22 protein-coding genes are annotated in these 22,445 nt (G+C 72.6%); 11 read left to right on the top strand and 11 right to left on the bottom strand.

Translation table 11 applies throughout. The features are described 5' to 3' along the window. Positions 1–14: 14 nt before the first annotated feature. Both O7616_RS23950 and O7616_RS23945 read right to left on the bottom strand, forming a co-directional pair. On the bottom strand, positions 15–605 hold the full coding sequence (locus O7616_RS23950) for an STAS domain-containing protein (protein ID WP_282304046.1): 591 nt from the start codon (positions 603–605) through the stop codon (positions 15–17). A gap of 13 nt (positions 606–618) precedes the next feature. Further along, positions 619–975 (bottom strand): STAS domain-containing protein, encoded by a 357-nt coding sequence (locus O7616_RS23945; protein WP_282304045.1) that lies wholly within the window; start codon positions 973–975, stop codon positions 619–621. Between the two features lie 150 nt (positions 976–1,125). Between O7616_RS23945 and O7616_RS23940 the strand changes: the two genes are divergently transcribed. The 7 genes from O7616_RS23940 (at position 1,126) to O7616_RS23910 (ending at position 6,246) form a co-directional block, all read left to right on the top strand. Continuing rightward, on the top strand, positions 1,126–1,815 hold the full coding sequence (locus tag O7616_RS23940; protein WP_282304044.1) for a response regulator transcription factor: 690 nt from the start codon (positions 1,126–1,128) through the stop codon (positions 1,813–1,815). Next, on the top strand, positions 1,812–3,167 hold the full coding sequence (locus tag O7616_RS23935; protein WP_282304043.1) for a HAMP domain-containing sensor histidine kinase: 1,356 nt from the start codon (positions 1,812–1,814) through the stop codon (positions 3,165–3,167). Before O7616_RS23940 ends, O7616_RS23935 begins: the two co-directional genes overlap by 4 nt. Beyond that, positions 3,164–3,727, top strand: coding sequence for a GerMN domain-containing protein (locus tag O7616_RS23930; RefSeq protein ID WP_282304042.1), 564 nt, complete (start codon positions 3,164–3,166; stop codon positions 3,725–3,727). The genes O7616_RS23935 and O7616_RS23930 overlap by 4 nt, the downstream gene beginning before the upstream one ends. 118 nt (positions 3,728–3,845) lie before the next feature. Next, the gene (locus O7616_RS23925; protein WP_282304041.1) at positions 3,846–4,166 is read left to right on the top strand and encodes a type VII secretion target; all 321 of its coding nucleotides are present in this window, start codon (positions 3,846–3,848) and stop codon (positions 4,164–4,166) included. Between the two features lie 10 nt (positions 4,167–4,176). Further along, complete coding sequence (locus O7616_RS23920) at positions 4,177–4,878, top strand: hypothetical protein (RefSeq protein WP_282258708.1); 702 nt, start codon at positions 4,177–4,179, stop codon at positions 4,876–4,878. A 7-nt stretch (positions 4,879–4,885) separates the two neighbouring features. Beyond that, entirely contained in the window at positions 4,886–5,647 is a 762-nt protein-coding gene (locus tag O7616_RS23915; protein WP_282304040.1) for an EndoU domain-containing protein, read from the top strand. Positions 5,648–5,652: 5 nt separating this feature from the next. Then, the gene (locus tag O7616_RS23910; RefSeq protein WP_282304039.1) at positions 5,653–6,246 is read left to right on the top strand and encodes a hypothetical protein; all 594 of its coding nucleotides are present in this window, start codon (positions 5,653–5,655) and stop codon (positions 6,244–6,246) included. A gap of 99 nt (positions 6,247–6,345) precedes the next feature. Here O7616_RS23910 and O7616_RS23905 read toward each other — a convergent pair whose 3' ends face one another. From O7616_RS23905 to O7616_RS23875, 7 genes are all read right to left on the bottom strand, one after another. Then, positions 6,346–8,262: a glycerophosphodiester phosphodiesterase family protein gene (locus O7616_RS23905; protein WP_282304038.1), complete on the bottom strand. Its 1,917-nt coding sequence runs from the start codon at positions 8,260–8,262 to the stop codon at positions 6,346–6,348. A gap of 107 nt (positions 8,263–8,369) precedes the next feature. Further along, positions 8,370–9,110, bottom strand: a complete 741-nt coding sequence (locus O7616_RS23900) for a cellulose binding domain-containing protein (protein ID WP_282304037.1) — start codon at positions 9,108–9,110, stop codon at positions 8,370–8,372. Between the two features lie 74 nt (positions 9,111–9,184). Next, positions 9,185–9,565, bottom strand: a complete 381-nt coding sequence (locus tag O7616_RS23895; RefSeq protein WP_282258713.1) for a DUF742 domain-containing protein — start codon at positions 9,563–9,565, stop codon at positions 9,185–9,187. Further along, positions 9,543–9,992 carry a roadblock/LC7 domain-containing protein gene (locus O7616_RS23890; RefSeq protein WP_282304035.1) on the bottom strand — a complete coding sequence of 150 codons (450 nt, stop codon included), beginning with the start codon at positions 9,990–9,992 and terminating at the stop codon, positions 9,543–9,545. Before O7616_RS23890 ends, O7616_RS23895 begins: the two co-directional genes overlap by 23 nt. Then, positions 9,989–11,923 (bottom strand): ATP-binding protein, encoded by a 1,935-nt coding sequence (locus O7616_RS23885; protein WP_282304034.1) that lies wholly within the window; start codon positions 11,921–11,923, stop codon positions 9,989–9,991. Before O7616_RS23885 ends, O7616_RS23890 begins: the two co-directional genes overlap by 4 nt. Positions 11,924–11,959: 36 nt before the next feature. Continuing rightward, positions 11,960–14,515: a LuxR C-terminal-related transcriptional regulator gene (locus O7616_RS23880; RefSeq protein WP_282304033.1), complete on the bottom strand. Its 2,556-nt coding sequence runs from the start codon at positions 14,513–14,515 to the stop codon at positions 11,960–11,962. A gap of 5 nt (positions 14,516–14,520) precedes the next feature. Continuing rightward, the gene (locus O7616_RS23875) at positions 14,521–15,786 is read right to left on the bottom strand and encodes an Hsp70 family protein (RefSeq protein WP_282304032.1); all 1,266 of its coding nucleotides are present in this window, start codon (positions 15,784–15,786) and stop codon (positions 14,521–14,523) included. A gap of 297 nt (positions 15,787–16,083) precedes the next feature. On the opposite strand from O7616_RS23875, the gene O7616_RS23870 reads away from it, so the two are divergent. The 3 genes from O7616_RS23870 (at position 16,084) to O7616_RS23860 (ending at position 20,400) form a co-directional block, all read left to right on the top strand. Beyond that, on the top strand, positions 16,084–16,971 hold the full coding sequence (locus O7616_RS23870) for an IniB N-terminal domain-containing protein (protein ID WP_282304031.1): 888 nt from the start codon (positions 16,084–16,086) through the stop codon (positions 16,969–16,971). 115 nt (positions 16,972–17,086) lie between these two features. After that, a complete protein-coding gene (locus O7616_RS23865) occupies positions 17,087–18,943 on the top strand; it encodes a dynamin family protein (protein ID WP_282304030.1) in 1,857 nt (618 codons plus the stop codon). Next, a complete protein-coding gene (locus O7616_RS23860) occupies positions 18,940–20,400 on the top strand; it encodes a GTPase (protein ID WP_282304029.1) in 1,461 nt (486 codons plus the stop codon). Before O7616_RS23865 ends, O7616_RS23860 begins: the two co-directional genes overlap by 4 nt. A gap of 50 nt (positions 20,401–20,450) precedes the next feature. On the opposite strand, the gene O7616_RS23855 is transcribed toward O7616_RS23860, so the two are convergent. Both O7616_RS23855 and O7616_RS23850 read right to left on the bottom strand, forming a co-directional pair. Next, a complete protein-coding gene (locus tag O7616_RS23855) occupies positions 20,451–20,741 on the bottom strand; it encodes a DUF1540 domain-containing protein (RefSeq protein ID WP_282258720.1) in 291 nt (96 codons plus the stop codon). Between the two features lie 122 nt (positions 20,742–20,863). Further along, complete coding sequence (locus O7616_RS23850) at positions 20,864–21,595, bottom strand: DUF2470 domain-containing protein (protein WP_282304028.1); 732 nt, start codon at positions 21,593–21,595, stop codon at positions 20,864–20,866. Between the two features lie 41 nt (positions 21,596–21,636). Between O7616_RS23850 and rpsD the strand changes: the two genes are divergently transcribed. Continuing rightward, on the top strand, positions 21,637–22,245 hold the full coding sequence (gene rpsD, locus O7616_RS23845; protein ID WP_278140095.1) for a 30S ribosomal protein S4: 609 nt from the start codon (positions 21,637–21,639) through the stop codon (positions 22,243–22,245). The last annotated feature ends 200 nt before the right edge of the window (positions 22,246–22,445 follow it).

Raw genomic sequence — 22,445 nt, 5'->3', positions numbered from 1 at the left:
CCGGTCGCCCTCGCTCAACGGGCGGCTGCGGGGCTGCTCAGGCCGGAGACGTGGGCGAGGGCGTCGTCGCGGCTCTCGAAGATCGGGAACGCTCCGTCCAGGCGCATGGTGTGCAGGACGGTGCGGATGAACCGCGACGGCGCCGCCAGGCAGAGCGTGACGCCCCGTTCCCGGGCGTCGCGGTGGGCGCGCACGAGGAGACCGAGTCCGGTCGAGTCGATGAGGTGCACCCGGCTCAGGTCGACGACGACGTGCCTGCCCACCTCGGCCCCGTGCCGCAGGGCGGTGCGCAGCGTGTCGCCGCTGTCGATGTCGATGTCGCCGGTGGCGGCGATGACCGTCACGTCGTCCAGGTGGTCGATGCCGAGGATGCCGCCGGGGCCGTGGTCGTCGCACGACCCGTCACCGCCGCGCGGTGGCGGCCGGAAGCTGCACGGCGGGCAGCGGTGCGGCCCGGTGGCGAACGGGGAACCGCTCCAGCCGTGCTCGGCCACCAGGGTCCAGACGACCTCGGCGTCGGGGAGCACGCACGCGGTGCCGCGAATGGTCTCGCCGCAGGTGTCACAGATCAGGGTCATCAGGTACTCGTCCGGGACGACGGTCATGCGGGGGTCCTTCCTACGTCCGGGTCTGGCCTGGTGCGGTCTGCGCCGCCAAGCCCGGATCGGTGACGATCGACAGCACCTGGTCGAGGTGGGCGACGTGCAGGATGCGTCCGACCCGAGGGTTCGGGTTGCGGACGGTGAGCACCGCGTCGGCGCGGGACAGCCGCCGGTGCACGTCGAGGAGCAGGCCGATGGCGGCGGCGTCGAGATGCCGGCAGTCGGACAGGTCGAGCACGACCTGTGCGGGGCGCAGGGCCAGCACCCGGTCGAACATCGCGCCGACGTCCGGCAGGCAGGCCAGGTCGAGTTCGGTGACGCGCACCTCGACCAGCGGCAGCGTGTACCGCGTGGGCAGCACCGGCGTTGTCATGGCCGTACCCCTCTCCTCACCTCTCGCACGATGACCACCGTGCTGGGCGGGGTTGGCGATCTCCGCAAGGGTCTGTGACAGTTGTGTGACAAAACGGCTCGTCGGCCGACACGGTTGGCCACCCGGCGGGCCGCCGAGGATGATTCCGACATGACGGCCGTACTGGTGATCGAGGATGACGACCGCATCCGGCTCGCGCTGCTGCTCGCACTGGAGGACGAGGGCTACGACGCCCTCGGCGCGGCCACGGCCGAGGAGGGCCTGCGCGCCCAGCGCCACCACCCGGCCGACTACGTCCTCGTGGACCTGATGCTGCCCGGGCTCGACGGCTTCGAGTGCATCAGGCAGTTGCGCCGGGACGACGACGTCCCGATCGTGGTGGTCAGCGCCCGGGACGGAACCGACGACATCGTGGCCGCTCTCGAAGCCGGCGCGGACGACTACGTGGTCAAACCCGTGGCGATCCGGGAGTTGACCGCCCGACTACGGGCCCTGCGTCGTCGTGCCCGGCCGTCGGCGGCGGTGTCGACGCCGGAGCCGGTGCCGGCGGTGGCGTTCGGAGAGCTGGAGATCAGTCCGGAGGCGGGGGAGGTACGCCGCGCCGGCCGGCAGGTGACGGTCACCCGCACCGAGTTCCGGCTGCTCTGTGAGCTGGCCGAGCACGCCGGCCGGGTGCTGTCCCGGCAGCAGTTGCTGCAACGCGTCTGGGGGTACGACAGCGGGGACGAACGGCTGGTGGACGTGCACGTCGGGCGACTACGGCAGAAGATCGAGCCGGACCCGGCGAACCCCCGGCACCTGGTGACCCTGCGGGGTCTGGGCTACAAGCTGCAGCGATGAGACGGCTCGGCCTGCGGACCAGGGTGGCGGGGGCGTTCACCGTCGGCGCGCTGCTGCTCTCGGCGTCGATGGCGTTGGTCTCCTACGAGCTGACCCGGCGGTCCCTGCTCGACGACCGGGAGCGCATCGCCGTGCGCGCCGCGTACTTCGACGCCGCCGTGGTGCACGCCGGGCTAGACACGGACACCCCGGACGTGGTGGAGGTGCTCCGGTCGCTGGACACCGGCGGGAGCCGGCGGCCGGTGCTGCACCTCAACGGCGAGTGGTACGCGCGGGCCGCCGAAACGGGCACCACCGCCGCCATCCCCGCCGAGCTGCGCCGGGTCGTCGCCGCCGGGGAGCCGGCGGTGCAACGGGTACGCGTGGCCGGGCAACCCGCCCTGGTGGTCGGGGTGCCGCTGTCCTCGACGGCGGCCTACTTCGAGGTCAACTCGTTGCGTGAGTTGGAGCAGACGTTCCAGGTCCTGGCCTTGGCGTTGACCACCGTGGCGGTGCTGGTCGCCGGGTCCGGGGCCGCCCTCGGCTGGTACGCGACCCGGCACGGGTTACGACCACTGACGGCGGTCGCCGACGCGGCAGAGAAGATCGCCGCCGGTGACGTCACGGCCCGGCTGGACCCGGCCACCGATCCCGACCTGACCCGTCTCTCCTCCTCGTTCAACCAGATGGTCGACCAGCTCGCCCGCCGCATCGAACGGGACCGGCGGTTCGCCGCCGACGTGAGCCACGAGCTGCGGTCACCGTTGCAGACCCTCGCCGCGGCGGCCAGCGTCCTGGCCCGTCGACGGGAACACCAGGACGAGCGGACGGCGACCGCCGCCGGCCTCGTCGCCGACGAGATCGACCGGTTCCAGCGACTGGTCAACGACCTGATCGACCTGGCCCGCAGCGACCAGCCCGCCCACCGGGCCCCGGTGGACGTGGTGGCCCTGGCCGGGGAGGCGTGCCGCGCGTACGACCTGCCGGCCGACCTCGTCCACCTGGCGTCCGACGTACCCCGGACCTGGCAGGTGGAGCGGCGGCGGATCGCCCAGGTCCTGGCGAACCTGCTCGACAACGCGGTGACCTACGGCGCCGGGCCGGCGGCGGTCCGTCTGTGCCGTGACGGTGCCGCCGGGGTGATCGAGGTCGACGACGACGGCCCGGGCGTACCGGTGGAGGACCGTGAGGCGATCTTCGACCGTTTCGTCCGGGGCAGAGCCGCGCACACCCGCGGCGCGGGCGACGGCACCGGGCTCGGGCTCGCGCTGGTGGCGCAGCACGCCGTCGCGCACGACGGGCACGTGACGGTCGTCGACCGTCCCGGAGGCGGGGCGCGCTTCCGGGTCACGTTGCCGGGCAGCCTGCCGTGAGCCGCCGTCGTCTCGCCCCGTTGGCGCTCATCGTGTTGTCGGCGGGTTGCGGCATCCCCACCGATGACAGCCCCCGATCGGTGCAGCCCCCGCGCGGGCCGATGCAGAGCGCCGCTCCCGCCGACGCCACCGCGCCGGCCGGCCGCGCGGTCGAGACGCTCTGCCTCGTCCGCGACAACTGGATCGTCCCGGTGGTCCGGCGCGCCGACAACCCGCCGGGTGTCGCGGAGCAGCTGCGACATCTGCTCGCCGGGCCCACCGGGGCGGAACGGGACAGCAGCCTGACCAGCGCGTTGCCGGGTGCGGTCAACGCGGCCGGTGTGACGGTGGCCGGTACGCAGGCACTGGTGTCCGTGGACGCGCCCGCCGACGACGCCGGCCGCAGCGACGAGGTCCTCGCCTTCGGGCAGATCGTGTGCACCCTGACCAGCCGGGGGGACGTGACCACAGTGGCCTTCCTGCGCGACGGCAGAGCCCTCGGCGTGCCCCGGGCCGACGGTTCCCTGTCCGCCGCACCGCTCACCCGGGCCGACTACGCCCCCCTCATCGCCGACCGGTGAGCCCGTCCGGCGGGCCTGGCACGGGGTCACCCGGATGGACGGTGCTTGTTAGACTCCTGCCCTGATGATCATGGTGCGGAGGCGCGGCGACGACCACCGAAGCTGGCGGTGATTGGTGATGGAGGACGGCTTCGCTGTCGACGCGGAGGAGATCCGCGCCCACGCGCGTAACATCGACGCGCTGGCCGCACGTTTCGCGGCGGTGAAGGCGGCAAGCGCCCACATCGCGCAGAACGACTCGGCGTACGGGTTGCTGTGCGGGTGGATCGCCGGGGTCCTGGAGAGCAAACACGTTCGGCAGGACGAGTTGTTCGCCGGCGTCGAGGAGAACCTGACGCTGGCCGCCACCGGGCTGCGTCGCACCGCCGACGACTACGACGCGGTCGACGTCGACAACGCCGGCCTGATCATCAACGTCGGGAAGCAGTTGACCCCGTGAGGGCTACGCGATGACCGACATGTCGCTGGTCGCCGACGTCACCTCCACCCGCGAGGTCTGGACGGGCGCCTCCCTGGCCGACAGTGTCGAGGGCCTGGTCGACGCGATCCGGAGCGAGGGCTGGGTCGACGACCTGCTCGCGGGCGCCGCGTTCGGGCTGGACGCGGCGGTGACCGTGCTGGATCCGTTCAGCGCGTTGCTGGCCAACGGTCTGGGCTGGGCGATGGAATACTTCGAGCCGCTGCGGGACATGCTCGACAAGCTCACCGGCATGCCCGACGTGGTCGCCTCGCACGCCGCGACCTGGAACAACATGGCCGCCGAGCTGCACGGCATGGCCAACGACCTGCGGTCGCACCTGGACGGTGACCTGCCCGAGTGGTATGGGCAGGCCGCTGTGGCGTACCACAATCTGATGGACCACAACGTCGAGGCCCTCGGCGGGCTCGGCGCGGTCTCCGCCGCGCTGGCGGCGGCCACCGAGGGCGCGGGCAACCTGGTGGCCTTCACCCGTGACATCGTGCGCGACCTCATCGCCGACCTGGTGGCGCGCGTGGTCGTCTGGGCCGTCGAGGCCATCTTCGTCGTCACGATCCCGGTCATCGCCGCGCAGATCACGGCCGCCGTCGTCAAGTGGGCGGGGCGCATCCTCATGTACGTGGGCGCGCTGATCACCAGCCTGACCAACCTCACCCGCATCCTGAACGGATAAGGCGTCCATGGCGAAGCCCGGAAAACCCGGCGGCAGCGGCGGCACGGGTGCCGGTGGCGGGGCGGGCAAACCCCCGAAGAGCTACGGCGGAATCAACGCCGGCAACGGCATCTCCAGTGCCCAGCAGGCCACCGGCCAGGCGATGCAGCAGGGCCATCCACCCGGTGTCGCCCCGGGGTCGGGCTCCACCAAGCCCGCGAAGCCGACCCCGCCTCCCGCGCCGACCACGCCGCCGCCGGCCGGCGGCATCCACCACAGCGACGCGTCCCGGAAGCACATCATCGAGGGCGACGGTGGTCGGCAGGGCGGCCACCTCGCGGGCACCGGCTTCTCCAACAAGACGGAGTTCCCGAAGAGCTGGGACGAGGCGAAGATCCTCGACGCCGCGCACCGGGTGACCCAGCAGGGGCCGCCGGCCAAGGGGCCGTACCCGACCAAGGACGCGGACGGCAACCCGGCGTGGGCCTACGACTACGTCGGTGTCGTCGACGGCGTGCAGGTCAAGACGACGGTGCTCGCCGACGGCGAGATCCGCACCGCCTACCCGCCGGACAAGACCAACCCGGGTGTGATCAGCAACCCGCCGGCGCCGAACCCCGCGCCGCAGGGAATCCCGATGGGCAACCCGCCCCGATACAGTAATCCCGACGTCGGCGGCGACGGGAGCTGGACCTGGGAGGGCCCGAAGGGCAACAAGATCATCAGAGTGGTCCAGGACGACCAGGGCAACGTCACGCGGACCGAGCTCGGCGACTACAAGAAGAAATGAACACCATGGACACGAAGACGTACGCGGCGGTCGCCGAGGTGTGCCGACGGCTCGCGGGCCGGCTCTCCGACGACGTTCTCGGCACCGTCCGGGAGCAGTACGCCGCGGGCGAGCTGGACCTGGCCGACGCCACCCTCCTGCTCAGCCTGGCGTACCAGGGCGTCGGCGTCACCGCCGAGGAACGCGACCTGATGCGCACCTTCCTCGGCGAACCGGACGGGCCGGACCTGGCCGAGGTGCCGGTCGTGGCACAGGTGCCGCCACTGTCGTACCGGTTCGCCCCCATCGGCCCCGCGGACGCCCCGGATCCGGCCCCGGCCGACGCCCTGCTCGCCGCCGACGCCCCGCGCCGACACGGCCTCGGCCTGCACCGCGCCTGGCGTACCCCGCTCGACGGCGCACCCGACGCGGCGGCGTGGACGTACGTGTTGCAGGTGGCCGAGGGCACGGACGAGCTGTCGACGTACTCGGGCGTGATGTCGACGCTGTGGGTGTCGCTGGGGCAGAAGTGGCCGGTGGAGATCGTCGTCGTGGGTGCTGCGCGAACGCCCTACCAGGAGGCCGCTCTGGCCGGCTCCCAGACCGTCTGGCGCGCCTGAGGCGAAGCGCGCGCCGCGCCCTTCCTGATCGCCGGACCGGTCGGCTGAACCGCCCTGGTCCCCGCCGTCCGGGCCGACGGCGGGGACCACCTCGCTGGACTACTTGAGGGCGAGGGTGCGGGCGTCACCGGCGATGACGCCGGCGATCTCGGCCGGCACCAGCTTGCCGGCCTGCCGGTCGGCGTAGGTGGCCAACTCGGCGTACTGGGCGTGGACCAACTTGGTGGTCATCGCCGTGACCGCGCCGGGATCGGCCCCGGAGGTGAGGATCAGGTAGCCGAGACCGGCCTGGCTCACCGTCACGGTGAAGGTGCTCGTCGCGGTGGCGGCACCCTCGGGCCCGGTCACCTGGGCGGAGATGGTGTGCCGACCCGCGGTCAGCTTGGCCAGGTCGAGCTTGCGCCCGACGGCCGACTTCTTGCCGTCGAGCGTGACGGTGAGCGTGTCCGCGTTGGTCGCGGCGACCGCGATCACCGGGGACTGCGCGCGGTCGAGCCGAGCACCGTCGACCGGCGAGGTGATCTCCACGGTCGGCTCGGCGGGTGCCCGCTGCAGGACCGCCGCGTTCCAGCCGACCAGCTCGGACGCCCGATTGGTGATGATCGCGTCCGCGCCGATCCGCTCCAACCGCTGCCACAGGCCCGCCGAGTCCATCGTCCAGGCCATCACGGCGACCCCGGCCGCGTGCAGCGGGGCGACGACCTCCGGCTTGGCCAGCAACGCGTTGCCGTCCGGGTTGTACGCGGTCAGGTGCAGCTCCTTGGCGATGGCCACCGGGTCGGCGTCCAGGGTGCTGCGAAGCAGACCCAGCGGCAGTTCGGGGGCGAGTTCGTGGGTGTAGCGCAGCGCGTCGACCTCGAAGCTCTGGACGAAGACCCGGCTCGTCATCTGCTCCTCGCGGATCACCTCGATGATGGTGGCGACCTCGTCGCGGGTGTGCTTGCCCTTGATCTCCAGAAGCAGGTTGCCGCCCCGGGTCCGTAGGTCCGCCAACTGCTCGGCGAGGGTGGGCACCCGCTCGCCGACGTACTGCGGGCCGAACCAGGAGCCGGCGTCGAGCGCCTTGATCTGCGCGGCGGTCAGGTCCCGGATGGCGCCGGTGCCGTCGGTGGTCCGGTCGACGGTGGAGTCGTGCAGGATGAACGGGACGCCGTCCTTGCTCGGCTGGACGTCGTTCTCGATCCAGTCCGCACCGCCGCGACGGGCGATCTCCTGCGCGACGAGCGTGTTCTCCGGTGCTGCGGCGGACGCGCCCCGGTGGGCGATCACAGTGAACGGGCTGCCCTCGGGTCGCAGGTAGCCGTTGGCCGCCAGCTCGGTGACCGTGACGTCGTCGTACGACACCGTCGCACCGTTGACGAAGAGCCCCTGCACACCGTCGGCGGAGCGCTGGAGACTGTTCGTCCGCATCGCCTCCCGGCCGTCGAAGATCCAGCGGGCCTGGTTGCCGTGCACCTCGACCGCCACCCGGACGTCCCGACCGGTGCCGGCGGCGTACGGGGCGGAGGCGGTGTTCGTCACGACCCAGGCGTTGGCCGTGGTGCGCTGGGCGAATTCGAGGCCGTTGGCGGCGGTGGTACCGCTGCGCATGGTGGCGATCCACCACGGGGTCGCGCCGTCGGCGGGGACGTCGATGCCGAGCGAGGCCCACCGGGTCGCCGCGGAGACCGTCTCGAAGCGCATCGTCGCCTCGAGGCGGAAGTCGTTCAGGTGCCGACCAAAGGTGATCTTGTTGTTGTCGCCGGAGCCGGCGGAGGTTCCGTACAGCCGGCCGTTCTCGACCTTCCAGGTGCCGTCGACCGCGTTCCAACCGGCGGGCAGCGACCCCGACGAGAAGTTCTCCGAGACGACGACGCTGCCCGGTCCGGCGGTGGCGGGCGACGAGGTCGCGAGGGCGACCGCACCGGCGGCGCCGGTGACGGCGAACGCGGCGACGGTGGCGGCGACCCGGGTACGCAGGGCGCCGGACCTCGACCCGGTGCGATCGAGCGACGGTGGTACGGGTTGGACAGTCATGGTCGGAACGGTACGAAGCGGCCCCGAACTCATGATCAATGAGGCGTTGCCGCCGACGGAACGCTCGGTGTACCGCTCTCGACCCGCGTCGACCCCGGCCCGGTCCGTCAGTGCGTCAGGCCGGTGCAGGCGGTCCCGTCGATGGTGCACGCCTCGGGGGCGGCACCGGCCGGTGAGCCGTTGACCCGGAACGTCACCCGGACCGACGCGCTGCCCGGTACCTGACCGGCGCCCCCGTCCGGCACGAACGTCCACACCGCGCCGTCGCGGCTGGCCCGGGCACCCTCGACCGCGCTGACGCGCAGTGTCTCACGGGGCAGGGTCACGGTGAGCGTCCACTGCGGAACCGCCACCGACCCGGGGTTGGTGATCGTCACGGCCGCGCCGTAGCTGAGCAACGCGTTGTCCGCGATGGAGAAGTCGGCGTTCAGGGCGGCCGGCGTGGGCGAGGCGGTCGTACCGGTCGGGGTGGGTCGGGTCGACGCGTCGACCGTCGGTGCGACAGCGGTCACCGACGCGGTCGGTGGGGGAGCGGGCACCGCCGGGCTGCTCGCGGCCGGCTGCGCCTGCGCCCGGGGGGTGTCGGGCGACGGGGTGCCGACCTGCTCGGCGGACGGCGGCGCGTCGAGGGTCACCGGCGTCAGCTTCTCCGGCGTCCGCAGCAGCCCGATGACGGAGACGACCGTCACGGCCAGCACCCCGAGCGCCGCGACAGCGGCCACCCAGGTGGCCCGCGAGACGTCGTCCCGACCGGTGAGCACCCGCCGTGTGGCCGTGGCGAGGGCCACGATCCGGTCCAGCAGGATGATCGCCACGGTACGGCGTGGTTGGGGTGGTGTTGCCGGCACTACCTGTCTCCCCTTCGGTTCGTCGCCGGATGCGCGACCGGGATCCGTGCGGATCGCGGCCGGCACCGGCCCTGTCACAGACCGCGAAGCCCGACGAGGATCGCCTCCAGCAGGTCCTCGGTCGGCAGCTCCGACAGCATCGGCGGGTCGTGTGTCTCGATCAGCCCGGCCGTGAGCAGATCGCCGAGCAGCACCCGGACGGTCCCCAACGGAAGGTCCAGCTCCGCGCCGACCTCGGCCACCGACACTGGATGGTGGCACAGCTCGACGAGCCGCGCCTGTTCAGGGAAGAGTGGCGTGGACGGCGTGGCCCCCCGACGGGCGACGACCAGCGCGATCAGGTCGAACTGGCCGCCCGTGGGCGCGGTGCGCCCGCCGGTCATCGTGTACGGCCGGGCCACCGGCCCTGCGTCGTCGTCGTACCACGCCTCGTCAGCGGTGCCGGTGCTGCGCACCTGTGTCCCCGATCGTCACCGAGGAGGCCGGCCCCAGACGGATCGGCAGGTGCCGCTCGGCCTGCCCCACGAACAGCGCCACCTCGTAGGCCATGTCGCCGACCTCGACGTCGTCACCGGCTATCCGCACGGTGAGGATGGTGCCGTTCGGGATGGTGGCGATGAAGAGGAACGCCCGCGACATCTGCACCACGACCTGACGTAGCGCACCTCCCTCGCAGACCCGGGTGGCGGCCAACCCCAACCCGATCAGACCGGCGACCACACCGGAGATCTGCTCGATAAGCTCCGCCCCCACCTGCCGGGAGCCGCCGAGGGGCAGCCCGTCGGGGGAGAGCACCACGGCGAACTCCGCGCCGTGCACTCGGTCGACCAGGCGGTCCAGGGCACCGGTCAGACCCTCGTTGGTGACCACTGCGGACGTCATGGATGTCTCCTTGCTGTTCTGGCGATCGGTATCTCGACCGTGTCGAGGCTGGTCCTGTCGTTTTCGAAGCCGGACGGCCCGGCGTGGCGTACCCGTGTCGGCAGCGCACCGTCGCCGTTCGGGGCGGACGGATCGGCGACGTCACGGGTGGGCGGGTGGGTGGCGTCGGGCGCGGCGGTGGCCGCACCAGGGCCGTTGCCGCGGGACGTGACCAGCCCGGCCGGGAGGAGCACGATCGCCGCCGTCCCACCGCGTCGGCTGGGACGCAACGAGACGTGGGCGCCGCACCTGTCGGCCAGCACGGCGGCCGCGTACAGACCCGCGAAACCCGGGGGAGGGCCGTCCGGCGGCGGGTCGTCGAGCAGGTGGTTCGCCTCGGCCAGCGCGGACGCGTCCAGGCCGGGCCCGTCGTCGATGACCAGGACGGCGCAGCCCTGCGGTCGGTGCTCGCCCGCGACGCGGACCGTGGTGTCCGCCGCCGAGTGGGTGACCGCGTTCTCGATCAGCTCCGACAGCAGGTGGACGACGTCGGTGACGGCGGGACCCGCCAGCGACCACGGCCAGTGCGGCGCGATCAGAACCCGGTGGTACTCCGGCACCTCGGCGACCGCGCCGCGCGCCACGTCCAGCAGGGGCACCGGCCGTCGCCAACGGCGGGCGGGCGTCGCTCCGGCGAGGGTGATCAGCTTCTCCACGTTGCGCCGGACCCGGGTGGTGAGGTGGTCGAGGTGGAACAGCTCGCTGGTCTCCTCGGCGGACCGCTCCCGGCGTTGCATCCCGTCCAGCAGGCTGAGTTGGTCGCGCAGCAGGGCCTGGTTGCGCCGGGTGAGCCGCAGGAACAGGTCGTCGACGCCGCCACCCGGTGCCGTCCCGGCGGGCGCGGACGGCGGGACCGGGACGGGGGCCTCGTCCGGCCTGGCCGGGCCGACGGTCAGGCGGCGGACGGTGCTCACCCAGCCCAGCAGCAGCACGACCACGACGATGAGGCCGAGCCCCACCACCGCGCCGGTACGCGCGACCACGGCGGCCGCCCCCGGCGCCGCCCGCTCGGCACTGCTGCGGGCGGTGGTCGTCACGAGTGTCTGCAACGCGCCGAGCGCGGTGTCCGCGGCGGCCCGCCAGGCCGGGACGGTGATCCCGGTCAGAGTGGTGCCGCCGTCGCCCCGGAACAGCAGGTCCTCCAGGGCGAGCAGGTTCGCGAAGTCGGGGCCGCCCACCAGTCGCTGGTATTCGCCCTGGCCGTCGGCGGGCAACCCGGCCGCCGCCTCGCCGCGTGCGTACCGCTGGCTGCTGACGAGGTCGGTCAGTCCGCGCCGCTCGTCGGCTTCGAGCCGCCCGGTGATCAGGGCCGCGCTGACCAGGGTGTCCTCCCGGGCGAGCAACTCCCGGGCGCGGGCCAGCGCGATCACCGCGCGGGTGTCGGCGGCCAACGCGCTCTCGTACGCGCCCCACTCCGGGCCGTACACCCGGAAGGCGACGTCGATGACCTGGTCGTACGCGTCGACCGCCTGGGCCGGGTCGAGACGCCCGGCGTCCACCCGGGAGCGGACCGTGCTCAGACCGTCGAGCCGCCGGACCAGCTCCCCGGCCCGGTCCCGGACGTCACCGGCGCTGAGCAGGCGGAGGTCGTGGCCCTCGGCGAACTCGCGGATCTCGGCGGCGGCCCGGTCGGTGCCCTCGCGCGCTCCGACGAGCGGCGCCGCCACGGGCGCGGCTCTGGTGACCGTCTCGGCCGTCAGCCGGCGTTCGGTCTGCAAGCCCAGGATCAGGCGGTCCACGGGTTGGCCCAGGGTGTCGGCCAGGGCGCGCACCCGCAGCAGGTCCATCGCGTCCTGACCGGCCACATAGGCCGCGTACGACCAGAGTGAGACCAGCACGGCGGCCAGCACGACGAGCCTGACCCGGATCAATCGCACCTCGTCACGCGTCACGTTCCGCCTCGCTCGCTCGGCAGGTGCGCGGGCGCCTCATCGGACGGCCCGCTGTGGCCACGGCTGCCCCGCCGTGTCGCTGGCCCGGTCGGCGACCATGGTGCGCAGCAGGGCCAGCAGCTCGGTGCGGTTGGCGCAGTTCAACCGGTTACGCATCCGCGCCACGTGGTGTTCCACCGTCTTGGCCGAGATGAAGAGCCGGTCGCCGATCTCCCGATAGGTCAACCCGGCCAGCACCAGCTCGGCGACCTCGTACTCGCGGTCGCTGAGCCCCTGTTGGGTGGGGCCGGTGGCCCGCGCGGTGGTCGCGCCGGTCGCTGGTGTCGACCCGCCGGACGGTCGTCCCTGGAGTGCGCGGGCGCATTCGAGCAGTGTGGTCATCGCCCGGCGGTCCGCGGTGCGGATGGCCGCCTGACCGGCGAGGCGCGCGCCGTCCCAGCACAACCCGGTGTCGTGCAGCCCGCGGGCGGCGGCCTCCACCCGGATCGGGTCGACGTCGCCGCGCAGCACCTCCACCCAGCTCTCCGCGGCGGCGGCGACCACCGCGGCGTACCGGCTGTGGTCGGCGGCGGCGAGCAGCGCGGCGACGTGTTCGTCGGCGACCGCCGGTTCGGCGGTCAGGATCGCGGCGTGCAGACCGCTCCACCGCAGCGGCACGCTCCACAGTGGGGGATCGCCGAGTCGGCCCAGCAACGCGCGCCCCTGGAGCAGGTAGGGCTCCAGCCGGGCCAGGTCACCGAGCCGCGCGCCCGCGATGGCCAGCTCACCCAGCGGCAACAGGGTGAACAGGTCGACCGGGTGCCGGACCACCGCCTCCAGCGCCTGCCCCCAGCCACGCTTGAGAGCACCGAGGTCGCTGTTGCGCCGGCTGATGCCCATCCGGATCGCGGCGGCGAAGAGCAGGTCCCGGGACTCCAGTTGCCGCCCGTCGAGCGTGACCGTGGCGAGGCGTTCGGTCGCGGCGTGCGTGTCGCCCCGGACCATCAGGATCCACGCCTGCAACAGCCGGTGGCGACGCGCCATCAGCGGGCCACCGACACCGGCGGCCAGGGCCCGGTGCAGCACCCGCTCGGCGATGTCCAGCTCACCGCAGTGCATTGCGGTCAACGCGGCGAGCGCCGCCGGGCTGTCCGGTAGGAGCGCCGCCCGCCCGTCCGGTTCCAGCAGCGCGGCGGCCTGGACGAGGACGGAGAGCGCGGCGGTCGGCGGGCCGGACACGCTGTCCCGTACGCCGGTGGCCATCAGCCGGGCGGCGCTGGCGTGCATGGTCGGGGGTTCGCCGGTGGGGTCGCCGGTCGGCGGCTCGGCCGGGCCGCCCAGGTCTCCGGTGGCGATCGCGCCGACGGCGGCGAAGGCCGTCGCCGAGGCGGTGCCCGCCCACCGGTACAGCTCCACGCTGCGCCCGACGTGACCACGGTGGGCCAGGGCGGTCGCGGCCACCACTGCCGCTCCGCGGCGGTCGGGCGGGGCGGCAGTGGCCAGCAGTCGGTCCGCCAGCCGGAGGGCGTCGTCGAGGTTGCCGGCGAGCGCGGCGGCGAGTGCCTGCTCGGCGCCGGCCGGTCGCCCGGCCGCCGTGGCGGCGGCGAAGAGTTCGGCGGCGAACGCCGGCTCGTCGGCCAGTGCCTCGTTCGCCGCGGCGGTCAATGTCGTGACCGGGCAGTCGCCGAGCGCGCCGACCGCGAGCAGCGACCGGACCAACGGCAGCACCGCACCACCCCGGGCGAGCTGCAACTCGGTGAGCCGACGCCAGACCGCCGCCCGATCGGTGGTGGGGCTGAGCGTCGTGACGGCCCGCCGCACGATCGGCGCCAGCCGGCCGTCGGCACCGATCAGCCCGGCCGCCCTGGTCGTGGCGATCAGGTCGTCCACCGCCGCCGGCTCCAGGTCGACGAGCGCGCCGAGCATGCTCACCGGCAGCGTCCCGCCCGCTGCGACGGCGAGCAGCAGCCGTCGTACGGTGGTCGGCTGCACGTCCAGGTCCGGCCCGAACTCCGCGACCACCGACCGGGGTGGGTTGACCAGCGCGCCGGCCCGGGTGTCGGCCCCGGCCAGGCCCCGGGCCAGCCGCTCGACGTCCCGGGGTACGCCGCCGGTCTGGGTGTGGACGAAGTCCACCAGGTCGTCACGGCGGCCCAAATCCGGGCTGTGGGCGAGGTAGGCGGCGGTCTGCTCCCGGGTGAACGGCGTGAGGAGCACGGCCTGCCCGTCGCGGCGCAACGCGTCGACCAGTTCACTGAGGGCCGCCGACCGGGGCCACGGACGGTGGGCGACGACCAGCCGGTGTCGGCGGGTGGCGACCAGGCGCAGCAGCACCTCGACCCGTGCGTCGTCGAGCAGGTGCGCGTCGTCGACGAGCACCACGGTGTCGGGGTCGACGGCTTCGCCCGGCTGGGGGGCGACGGTGCGGACGGCGATCCCGGCCCGCCGGTGGACCCGCGCCAGCTCCGCCAGCAACGCGGTCTTCCCGTGACCGCCCGGGCCGGCGATGCCGACGCTGAGCGGCCCGGCCGGATCCTGCGCGACAGTGTCCAGCAGGACCTGCGGCCCCCGGTCCAGCGTCAACCCGGATTCGGCGATGTCGTTCATGATCATTGGGGTCATCCTTCGCGTCCCCGGCTGCGGGCCAACGCCAGGCGGGACGGTTTCGGCAGGTCCAGTGGGAGGACCCGGACCGGGGGCCGCGGTGGCGGATCACCCGGAACGGTGGTGTCGTGGTGGGGGTGGCGGGGTGCCGGGAGGGTGGCCCGACCGGCGCCGCTGACCGGCGCCGCCTCGCGTACCGGTGGGTGTCGCCGGGCGCGCGGCGACACCACCTGACAGGCGGCCATCGCCGCCCCGGTGGCGGCGGTCAGCTGGGAGTCCGGTTCGACCTCGACGGGGACCGGGAGGGCCGCGCTGATCAGCTCGGTGACGAGCGGGACCCGGGTCGAACCACCCGCCAGCAGGACGCCGTCGAGCTGCTCCGGTGTCAGGTCGGCGCTGCGCACGGCCCGCAGGAGGAGGTCGACGGTGACCTGCACCGTCGGGCGGATCATCTCTTCGAACTGGGCCCGGGTCACCGGTATCCGGGCCGGGCCGTTCGGTAGGGCCAGCACCACGTCCGCCGTCAGGTCGACGGTCAGCACCCGCTTGACCCGGTCGCACTCCGCGCGCAGCCCGCGCAACGCGGCCTGGGTGCCGCGGCGTGCGCCGGCGGCCAACTCCCGGGCCAGCGCGGTACGGGTGTGCTCGGCCAGCGCCTCGTCGAAGTCGGCGCCGCCGAGCGAGTCGAGCCCCTGTGGAGTGCCGAACGTCTCGTAGGTGCCACGCGGGGTGCGACGCACCAACGCGGCCTCGAAGCTGTTGCCACCCAGGGCGTAGACGACGGCGGTGGTGCCCGCGAACCCGCGGGCCGCGTGGCTCTCGGCCACCGTGACCGTTCGGGGCAACAACGTCACGTTGCGCAGGCCGAAGCCGGACAGTGCCCGGTGCAGCACCTCCCGCCGGTACGGGCGCCACCCCGCCGGGTGGCTGAGCACGATCGCCTCGGCCGACCCACCCTCTTGGGCGTGGACCCGCTCCACCACCCACGCCGCGAGCTCCGCGGTGAGGGTCTGCGGCGCACACGACTCGCCGCCGAGCAGCACCGGCACGTCGTCGCCGATGCGGTGGACGAAGTCGCGTGTGGTGCGGCTGCCGTCGTCGGTCACGGGCTCGCCGACGTGCAGCGAGCCGTCCTCCGACAGGCACAGCACCGACGGTACGACAGTGGAGTCGACGTGCAGCGGGACGGCCTCGGGACGGGTCCAGGTGGTGCCGTGCAGCCGTGCGACGGCGGCGGCGGTGTTGGTGCTCCCGATGTCTATCCCCAGGACGTACGGCATCGTCTCTTCTCCCCCCGTGAGGTGGCCGCCGGCGGCGATGGCGTCGGTGCTGCCGACGACCCACCCCCGGCGAAACCCGCGGGCTCCTACGTTCGTACCAGAGATCAGCCCCTGGTCGGGACCCTAATCTCGCCGGGACGGTTTCCCCCTGTCCCCCTAACGTACGAGGCGGCGAAGTCCCTAGTTCAACCGCCCCGGATTCGGGTTGAGCCCCGATGCCCGGGGGGTGCCCCCGGCCATAGCGTCGTTGTCGACGTACGACACGTCGCCGACGCCAGATCCGAGGAGAACCAGCACATGGACTCGCACCAGACCCTCCACGACTTCGTGCTCGACCTGCTGACGAACCCCGACGCGCGGTCGGCCTTCGACCTCGACCCCGAGGGTGCGCTGCGGGGTGCCGGCCTGACCGACATCACCGCCGCCGACGTGCAGGACGTGGTGCCGCTGGTCGTCGACTACGCGCCGGGGCAGGGCCTCGGGCCGATCGCCCCGGTCGTCGGGCAGCTCGGGTTGGACCCGCTGGTCACCGACGCCACCGACGTGGTGGGCCAGTTGCAGAGCGTGGCGCAGCAGATCAGCGTCACCAGTTCGCCCACCGGTGTGGACGTCAAGGCCGGCGTGCTCGGCGCCATCGCGGTCGACCCGTCGACCGCCGCCGCCGGGATCACCGTGCTGCCGGGCGTCGGCCTGGGCGTCGGCCCGAACGGGCTCGACACCGACCTGGCCGGTGTCGGCGACGTGGCGTACACCCTCGACGCCGATGTCGTGCAGCCGGTGGACGCCATCGCGGACCCGGTCCTCGGGGACGTCACCGGCACCGTCGGGGACCCGGGCGGTCTGCTCGGTGTCACCGACTCGAACCTGATCGGCGGCGATCTGACCGATGGTGTCCTCTCCGGCACCCATGGTCAGATCGGCGGGGTCGTCAGCTCCCTCGGTGTCGACGACACCCTCAGTGGGCTGGGCCTCGGGCACGGCGACGGTGTCGTCGGCGGCGTGGTCCCGCCGCTCGACGTGCCGTCGACGGTGGGCGGCGTGACGCACCAGGTGGACAGCATCCTCCCCGGGGTCACCGACACGGTCGGTGACGTGACCGGCGGGGTCACCGACGGTGTGCTCGGCGGCGACTCGCACGCCTCGTCCGATCACGGGCTGCTGGGTATCACCGGCGGTCTGCTCTGACCCGGATCTCCGGTCGGAGCGGGGGGCCGGACCGTCTCGGACGGTCCGGCCCTTTCGGGTTCCCCATCCGGTCCCTCTTGATAATTGAGCCGAAATCCGCACACTTGGTGCGGTGATGGCCGGGATCTGGTTGGACGTGCTGGACGAGATCGCCCGCACGTGCAGTGCACACGGTCGTGCCGACCTGCTCCAGACGGTGCGGCAGAAGCGTGCCCAACTGCTGGACCCGACGCTGCGCGTCCTGGTCATCGGCGAACCGAACCAGGGCAAGAGTCAGCTCATCAACGCGATCATCAATGCCCCGGCCTGCCCGGTCGGTGACGGCCGCACAACCGTCCTGCCGACCGTCGTGCGGCACGCCGACGCCCCGTCCGCGGCGGTGGCGCAGGCCCCGGCACCCGCCTCGGGCCGTTCCGCCGGCACCGCCGACGCGGTGACCGTCGAGCGAACCCCGGTGGCACTCAACCAGGTAGCGGCGGGCGTGGCCGGAACCGTCGGTCGTCGGGCGGGCGGCGGCCCGGCGTACGTCGAGATCGGGGTGCCACGCGCCCTGCTCCGTGCGGGGATGGTGCTGGTGGACACTCCCGGCACCGACGAGGTCGCCGGTGTCGGCGGTTTCGCCCCGATCGCTGCTCCGGCCCGCGCGGACATCGTGCTGCTGGTCTCCGACTCCACCCGGGAACTGTCGGTCGCCGAGCTGAACATGGTGCTGCACGTGATGCGGTCCCACCCGAACGTGGTGGTGGTGCAGAGCAAGACCGACCTGGTGGCCGACTGGCGCGCGGTGGCCGAGCGCAACCGGCGACACCTGGTCGAGGCCGGCGTCCCGGCGACGCTGATACCGGTGTCGGCGGCGCTGCGACTGCGCGCCGCCGCGGCCGACGACCGTGCTCTCAACGCCGAGTCCGGCTTTCCCGAGCTGATCGCCCGACTGCAACGGGACCTGGCCGGCAAGGCGGACCACCTGGCCCGGGCGTCCGTGCAGGCGGTGGCCCGGACGGTCGTGGAGCAGTTGGCCGCTCCGCTGCGCGCCGAATTGGCCACCCAGGAGTCCGAGGAGCAGTCCGGGCCCATCTCCCGGTTGCACGCGGCGCAGCGCGAGGTCGACGAGCTGCGCAGGTGTTCCACCCGTTGGCAGAACACCCTGAACGACGAGATCGGCGACCTGCTCTCCGACATCGAGTACGACCTTCGCGACCGGACGCGGGAGATCCTGCGCACTGTGGACGAGGCGTTCGACACGGCCGACCCGCTGGTGGCCTGGGACACCTTCGAGGACTGGCTGGAGAGGAGCCTCGTCGATGCGGCCGAGGCGAACCGCGAGTGGCTGGTCCAGCGCTGCGACTGGATCGCCCGCCGGGTCGCCGCCAACTTCAACCGGTACGGCTACGACGTGCTGCCGCCGTGGTCGATGTCCATGCCGGACGACATCGGTGAGCGGATACCGGAGCTGCAACGGCCGACGATCGACAGGTTCACCACCGGCCAGAAGTTGTTCACCGGCATGAAGGGCTCGTACGGCGGCATGCTGATGTTCGGTCTGGCGACCACCCTGGCCGGCATGCCGATGATCAACCCGGTCTCGGTGGGCATCGGGGCGCTCTTCGGTGGCAAGAGCATCCGCGACGAGGGCAAGCAGCTGCTCCGTCGCCGTCAGGCGACCGTCAAGGCCAGCATCCAACGTCACGTCGACGACGTCTTCGTCCGCATCAGCCGGGACTGCCGCGACGCCGTCCGTCAGGTGCAACGGATGCTGCGGGACCACTTCACGGGGTTGACCGAGGAGTTGCAGGAGGCCATCGTCCAGTCGTTCCGCAGCGCGAAGCAGGAGGCCGACACCGACGCCTCGCTGCGTGAGCAGCGACAGCGCGAGATCCGGCTGAAGATGACCCGACTGGCTGCGCTCTACGAGCAGTCGCAGCAGTTGACCGGCGCTCGGTCCGCCCCGCTGCTGTTGGAGCCGCAGACATGACGGTGGGGTTGCGGTTGGACGAGGCGGCCTGGGGGCTGCTGCACCAGGCCATCGGCCTCTACCAGGACAACCCGCGGGTGGTGGGGCAGTTGCGCAACCAGGTGGCCCGGTTGGAGCAACCACTGCGCATCGCGGTGGCGGGCCCGTGGCGGTCCGGTAAGTCGACGGTGCTCAACGCGTTGATGGGGGAGGAGGTCGCTCCGGTCGAGCGGGCCGAGGGCGTCTTCACCTGGTACGAGGACGGTCCGGTGCCACGCGCCACCGCGTACCCGGCCGGTCAGCCTCCGCAGGAGTTGGCGGTGGTGAAGTCGGCGACCGGGCTGCGGGTGGACCTCGGTTGGGACACCGGCGACCTACGCGACATCGTCGTGCAGTGGCCCACGCGGGCGCTGCGGCAGATCACGCTCATCGACACCCCGGCGGTCAACGGTGACGTCGAGCAGGGCCGGGCGTCGGTGTTGGAGCGGGTGCTGCGGGACTCGGACGCGGTGTTGTACCTGACCCGCGACGGACGCGACAGCGACCTGCGGGTGCTGGAGGCGGCCCGGGACGGTGCCGTCGGGCAGGCCGCCCCGGTCAACGTGCTCATGGTGCTGTCCCGGGCGGACGAGACCGGGGGAGGCCGGATCGACGGCCTGCTGACCGCCCGCCAGCTCGCTCGACGGCACTACCGCGATCCGCGGGTGAGCGCGCTCAGCGTGAACGTCGTGGCGTGCAGTGGGATGCTCGGCCTGGCGGGCAGGATGCTCGGCGAGTCGGACTTCGCGGCGCTGGCGGCCCTGGCCCGCGTACCCCGTGCGGAGTTGGACGCCCACCTGATCTCCACCGATCGGTTCCTCCGAGGCGAGTTGCCGGTTCACCTGGACACCGAGGTGCGCGCCGCACTGCTGGATCGGTTCGGGATCTTCGGCGTCCGGCTCGCGGCCACGTTGGTCCGAAGTGGGTTCGACAGTCGGGTGAAGCTCTCCGCCGAGCTGATCCGGCGCAGCGGTCTCACCGAGCTGCGCGAGTCGGTGACCCGCTGCTTCATCGACCGCCGCGACGCGCTGAAGGCCCGGTCCGCGCTGGCCGCCGTGGAGGCGGTGCTGCGGGCCGAGCCGGCCCGGGGGTCCGACGAGTTGGTCGGCGCGGTCGAGCAGATCCTCGCCGGCGCGCACGAGTTCCGGGAGCTGCGCCTGCTGGTGGCGTTGCGCAACACCCGGCTCGGGTTCGACGCGGCGTTGGCCGACGAGGCGCAGCGGCTGGTCGGGGGCAACGGGGTGGGTCTCGCCGCCCGGCTCGGTGTCGAGCACGAGGCGACCGCGCAGCGGCTCTGGGAGGTCGCCTCCGACGCGCAGTGGCGGTGGCGGGACCGGGCCGAGGATCCGCTGCTTCCGCTGGCGCAGCGGCGCGGCGCGCAGGTCGTCGTCCGAAGCTGCGAGGGGATGATCGCCGAACTGGCCGCGGGTGGTCGCTGACCGGGGACGCGACGGGGGCGACCGTCACGGCCGCCCCCGTCGATACGCGCTCAGCCTGGTTGGTACGTCTGGCAGTCGGCGATGTCCTGGCCCGGGCCCACCCGGATGGACGGTGCGTGGCACTCCAACTCGGCGTTGTGTCGGCAGTCGCTGCGCTTGCAGGCCCCGACCTGGGCGATGACGCGGTCGAGCCCGCCCTTCGCCGAGGTGTCGATGAACGTGGCGCAGTTGGCGTTCTGCTGCCCGATGGTGATGGCGAACGCGTGGCAGCCGTCGTGGTTGTAGCCGCAGTCGGTGACTGTGCACTCGTGGACCCGCGGCATCTCCAGCATGTCGGTCATCGGCGATCTCGCTTCCGTCGGTGGTGCGGGTCAACGCAGTACCCGGCACCGACAGGACAATTCGCGCTTTCTCAGGATATTTTGCCTAGGGCAGCCTTACCTAACCCCTGCGGAGGCGCCCGTCAGCGGGCGCGTCGGGATCGGCAGCCGTGAGCTTGCTGCAGCAGTGCCTCGATCTCGAGGCCGAGATGGTCCGGATGCCGCAGTGGCGTGCGGAACCTCAGCCGGACGTCCCGGTCACCAGCGGTCAGTTCCAGCCGGAGTACGAGCCCGTGGCGGTCCAGTCGGACCGGCCGGACCCGGCGGACGCCCTGCAGTTGCCGGGCGGGTACCAGGCGGCACAGCCGCTCGACGGTCTGCGGGTGGTGGTGGTCGAGGTGGCACAGCAGGTCGGCTTCGGAGGCGGCCAGCGGATCGGGCCGGGCGGTCGCGAACGCGTCCGGATCGACGTGTGTGGAGCGGCCGTCGACCGTCAACTCGGCGGTGGCGAGGTCGAGGACCGCGACCGGTTCCTGATCCCCTGCGGTCAGTACCGCCTCGGTCACCAGCCAACCGGTGAGCGTGCCGCGCCCGCGTACCCGGTCGCGGACCGGAGTGGGTGCCAGGTCGGTCACCTCGACCATTGCCACGGTCTCCCGCTGGTGCGTGAGGTGGTCGGTCAGGTGGCTCCTGGCCGGTAGTTCCACCCGCAACCGCCCGTCACCCGTCACGGCGTGCCGTCCGCCGACGTACGCCTCGATGCCCGGGACGCGCACTGTGAGCGAGTCGGCGGCGACGAGCATCGACCGGAGTCGCACGGCCGCGTCGTCGGTGGAGTCCGCCGTGCTGGTCGGGAGCTTGCTCAAGGCGATCATCTCCTAATAAGGTTAGCCTTACCTTAGTTGAGAGGTGAAGAATGAATCAGACCCGCCCCAAGGTCAAGCGCTCCCGTGCCCTGGGCATCGCGCTGACCCCGAAATGTGTGCGCTACTTCGAGCGCCGCCCGTTCCCGCCGGGACAGCACGGCCGTGCTCGGCGCACCACCAGCGACTACAAGGTCCGGCTGCTGGAGAAGCAGCGACTCAAGGCGCAGTACGACCTGCACGAGGGGCAGTTGCGGCGTGCGTTCGACAGGGCCGTGCGTCGGCCGGGAAAGACCGGCGAAGAGCTGATCGTCGAGTTGGAGAGCCGGTTGGACGCCCTGGTGTTGCGCGCCGGTCTGGCCCGCACCATCTACCAGGCGCGCCAGGTCGTCACCCACCAGCACGTCACCGTGAACGGCCGCCGCGTGGACCGGCCGTCCGCGCGGTTGCAACCCGGTGACGTCATCGCCGTGGCGGAACGCAGCCGGGGCAAGGCTCCCTTCGTCGTCGCGGCGGCCGGGGCGCACGCTCCGGAGCGGCCCGCCCCCTATCTCGACGTCACCCTGTCCGACCTGACCGCCCGGCTGGTCCGGCTCCCGCTGCGGTCGGAGGTTCCGGTCGTCTGCGACGAGCAACTCGTCGTCGAGTACTACTCGCGCTGAACGCGGACGGGCGATCGTGTGGAGGGGTCCGATGGCTCCGGGGCCCTCCACGCGCGGATCGCGGCCCGAAAAGCGTTATTCGATCTTGCCTGACGCAGTCGTCGCTGACCTGCGGAGATAACGCTCTCACGGATGGTGGGAGAGTGCTTGACGCGCCCGCAACCGGGACGCAACGATGCATTCACATGTCTCGTCCCACC

Origin of the sequence: Micromonospora sp. WMMD964 (assembly GCF_029581455.1) — a bacterium.
Taxonomy (GTDB): domain Bacteria; phylum Actinomycetota; class Actinomycetes; order Mycobacteriales; family Micromonosporaceae; genus Micromonospora.
The sequence above is the reverse complement of the archived record's forward strand: the minus strand, read 5'-3'. Positions and strand labels throughout refer to the sequence as shown.

Bases quoted from the DNA above. Each gene is read 5' to 3' on its own strand.
- O7616_RS23890 (WP_282304035.1), bottom strand. From the start codon at position 9,992: ATGACGTCCGCAGTGGTCACCAACGAGGGTCTGACCGGTGCCCTGGAC.
- O7616_RS23915 (WP_282304040.1), top strand. From the start codon at position 4,886: ATGGCGAAGCCCGGAAAACCCGGCGGCAGCGGCGGCACGGGTGCCGGT.
- O7616_RS23880 (WP_282304033.1), bottom strand. From the start codon at position 14,515: ATGATCATGAACGACATCGCCGAATCCGGGTTGACGCTGGACCGGGGG.
- O7616_RS23860 (WP_282304029.1), top strand. From the start codon at position 18,940: ATGACGGTGGGGTTGCGGTTGGACGAGGCGGCCTGGGGGCTGCTGCAC.
- O7616_RS23855 (WP_282258720.1), bottom strand. From the start codon at position 20,741: ATGACCGACATGCTGGAGATGCCGCGGGTCCACGAGTGCACAGTCACC.
- O7616_RS23865 (WP_282304030.1), top strand. From the start codon at position 17,087: ATGGCCGGGATCTGGTTGGACGTGCTGGACGAGATCGCCCGCACGTGC.
- O7616_RS23910 (WP_282304039.1), top strand. From the start codon at position 5,653: ATGGACACGAAGACGTACGCGGCGGTCGCCGAGGTGTGCCGACGGCTC.
- O7616_RS23935 (WP_282304043.1), top strand. From the start codon at position 1,812: ATGAGACGGCTCGGCCTGCGGACCAGGGTGGCGGGGGCGTTCACCGTC.
- rpsD (WP_278140095.1), top strand. From the start codon at position 21,637: ATGAATCAGACCCGCCCCAAGGTCAAGCGCTCCCGTGCCCTGGGCATC.
- O7616_RS23905 (WP_282304038.1), bottom strand. From the start codon at position 8,262: ATGACTGTCCAACCCGTACCACCGTCGCTCGATCGCACCGGGTCGAGG.
- O7616_RS23945 (WP_282304045.1), bottom strand. From the start codon at position 975: ATGACAACGCCGGTGCTGCCCACGCGGTACACGCTGCCGCTGGTCGAG.
- O7616_RS23870 (WP_282304031.1), top strand. From the start codon at position 16,084: ATGGACTCGCACCAGACCCTCCACGACTTCGTGCTCGACCTGCTGACG.
- O7616_RS23875 (WP_282304032.1), bottom strand. From the start codon at position 15,786: ATGCCGTACGTCCTGGGGATAGACATCGGGAGCACCAACACCGCCGCC.
- O7616_RS23940 (WP_282304044.1), top strand. From the start codon at position 1,126: ATGACGGCCGTACTGGTGATCGAGGATGACGACCGCATCCGGCTCGCG.
- O7616_RS23950 (WP_282304046.1), bottom strand. From the start codon at position 605: ATGACCGTCGTCCCGGACGAGTACCTGATGACCCTGATCTGTGACACC.
- O7616_RS23850 (WP_282304028.1), bottom strand. From the start codon at position 21,595: ATGATCGCCTTGAGCAAGCTCCCGACCAGCACGGCGGACTCCACCGAC.
- O7616_RS23925 (WP_282304041.1), top strand. From the start codon at position 3,846: ATGGAGGACGGCTTCGCTGTCGACGCGGAGGAGATCCGCGCCCACGCG.
- O7616_RS23920 (WP_282258708.1), top strand. From the start codon at position 4,177: ATGACCGACATGTCGCTGGTCGCCGACGTCACCTCCACCCGCGAGGTC.